The sequence below is a fragment of the Mycobacterium sp. genome, assembly GCF_049673265.1.
Classification (GTDB): Bacteria; Actinomycetota; Actinomycetes; order Mycobacteriales; family Mycobacteriaceae; genus Mycobacterium.
Genome location: NZ_JBATXN010000044.1, coordinates 1 through 2,185, shown reverse-complemented (window position 1 = coordinate 2,185; position 2,185 = coordinate 1). Strand labels below are relative to the sequence as shown.

3 protein-coding genes are annotated in these 2,185 nt (G+C 70.3%); 2 read left to right on the top strand and 1 reads right to left on the bottom strand.

The genetic code is table 11. The features are described from left to right. A partial coding sequence (locus WBF82_RS01530) for a hypothetical protein (RefSeq protein WP_424381343.1) occupies positions 1 to 303 on the bottom strand: 303 nt, incomplete at its 3' end. A 59-nt stretch (positions 304 to 362) separates the two neighbouring features. Here WBF82_RS01530 and fmt point away from each other — a divergent pair. Then, the gene (gene fmt / locus WBF82_RS01525) at positions 363 to 1,295 is read left to right on the top strand and encodes a methionyl-tRNA formyltransferase (protein ID WP_424381342.1); all 933 of its coding nucleotides are present in this window, start codon (positions 363 to 365) and stop codon (positions 1,293 to 1,295) included. Further along, the coding region (locus WBF82_RS01520) for a transcription antitermination factor NusB (RefSeq protein ID WP_424381341.1) at positions 1,292 to 2,185 on the top strand (894 nt) is incomplete at its 3' end. The genes fmt and WBF82_RS01520, both read left to right, overlap by 4 nt.

The window sequence follows — 2,185 nt, the reverse complement described above, 5'->3', positions numbered from 1 at the left end:
CAACACGACAGCGACGACAAGCATCGCGATCGAGAAGTAAATCATCCAGCCGCCGCGGTCGGCGTGGGTGTTCAAGATGTCGCGATGATGGCTTTCCCGGTCGTACAGCCATTCGCCGGCTTCCGTGGTGATCGGCGTCAGCGCGGTGGTCACGATGGCAAAGGCAAGCACCAGCCATACCAGGCGCCGCCGCGCCGCCGGCCAAAGCGCGCACAGAATTTCCAGCAGCGCCGTCAACGGGGCCAACACCACCATGGCGTGTACCAGTAGCACGTGCGCGGGAAGCCCAGCGATTGTGGTCATTGTCAACGCGTACTCCAGTAGGTCGGTTGGTTACCGCGACTACTTCCTACACTGTGCCGGTGCGCCTCGTCTTCGCCGGCACCCCCGAACCCGCGCTGCCCGCCCTGCGCAGTCTCATCGAGTCGCCGCGCCACGAGGTGATCGCCGTGCTGACCCGCCCGGACGCCGCCTCCGGGCGTAGGGGCAAGCCGGAGCCATCGCCGGTGGCCCGTGTCGCGCTGGAGCAGGGCATCCCGGTGCTGCGACCGCAGCGACCCAACACCGCGGAGTTCGTCGCCGAGTTGTCAGAGTTGGCGCCCGACTGCTGCCCAGTGGTGGCCTATGGTGCGCTGCTGCGCGACGAGTTGCTCGCCGTGCCGGCCCACGGCTGGGTCAACCTGCACTTCTCGCTGCTGCCCGCCTGGCGGGGCGCGGCCCCGGTGCAGGCGGCGATCGCCGCGGGCGACACCGTCACCGGCGCGACGACTTTCCAGATCGAAGCGGGCCTGGACTCCGGGCCGGTCTACGGGGTGGTCACCGAGGCGGTGCGGCCGACCGACACCTCCGGGGATCTGCTTGACCGGCTGGCGATTTCGGGTGCGGCACTGTTGTCCACCACCCTCGATGGCATCGCCGACGGGGCGCTGACGCCGGTGCCACAACCGGCCGACGGGGTCAGCATCGCGCCCAAGGTGACCGTCGAGGCGGCTCGGGTGCGTTGGGAGCTGCCGGCCCAAGTCGTCGAGCGGCGAATCCGCGCGGTCACGCCCAACCCGGGCGCGTGGACTTTGATTGGTGACCTGCGGATCAAGCTCGGCCCGGTGCAAGTCGACGATGATGCGCCAAATGCTCTGTCGCCAGGCGACATTGAAGTTGACCGCCGCAATGTACGGGTGGGCACCGGCTCGGCACCGGTGCGGCTGGGCCAAGTCCAGCCACCGGGCAAGAAGCTGATGGACGCGGTCGATTGGGCGCGCGGGGCGCGGCTCGAGCCGACGGTGAAAGCGTCATGACACAACCGCGACGCGGCCGGCCACCTCGCAAGCCACCGTCACCCAGGCCGCGGCGCCGGCCGCTGGATCCGGCGCGGCGGGCCGCGTTTGATGTGCTGCGGGCGGTCAGCGAGCGCGACGCCTATCCCAACTTGCTGTTGCCAGCCCTGTTGCGGGAACGCGAAATCAGCGGCCGCGACGCCGCTTTCGCCACCGAGCTGACCTACGGCAGCTGCCGCGTCCGTGGGCTGCTGGACGCGATCATTGGTGCAGCCGCGGGTCGGGCACCCGACGAGATCAACCCGGTGCTGTTGGATCTGCTCCGCCTCGGGGCGTATCAGCTGCTGCGCACCCGGGTCGACGCGCACGCGGCCGTGTCCACCACCGTCGAGCAGGCCGGGATCGAATTCGATTCGGCGCGAGCCGGTTTCGTCAACGGTGTGCTGCGCACGATCAGCGTCCGCGACGAGCAATCCTGGGTCGACGAGCTCGCACCCGACCAAGTGGCCGATCCGGTCGGGCATGCCGCTTTCGTCCACGCCCATCCGCGCTGGATTGCGCAGGCCTTTGTCGACGCGCTCGGTGCCGCCGCCGGCGAACTCGATGCCGCGTTGGCCAGCGACGATCAGCGACCCCAGGTGCATCTGGCCGCCCGCCCGGGTGTGCTGACCGCCGAGGAGTTGGCCGGTGCCGTGCGCGGCGCCGTCGGCCGGTATTCGCCGTATGCGGTGTACCTGCCCGGGGGCGACCCCGCGCAGCTGCCCGCGGTACGCGATCGCCAGGCGCTGGTCCAGGACGAGGGCAGCCAGTTGGTCGCTCGCGCCCTCGCCGTGGCGCCGGTGGCCGACGACGCCGGGCGTTGGCTGGACCTTTGCGCCGGGCCAGGCGGCAAGACCGCGCTGCTGGCCGCG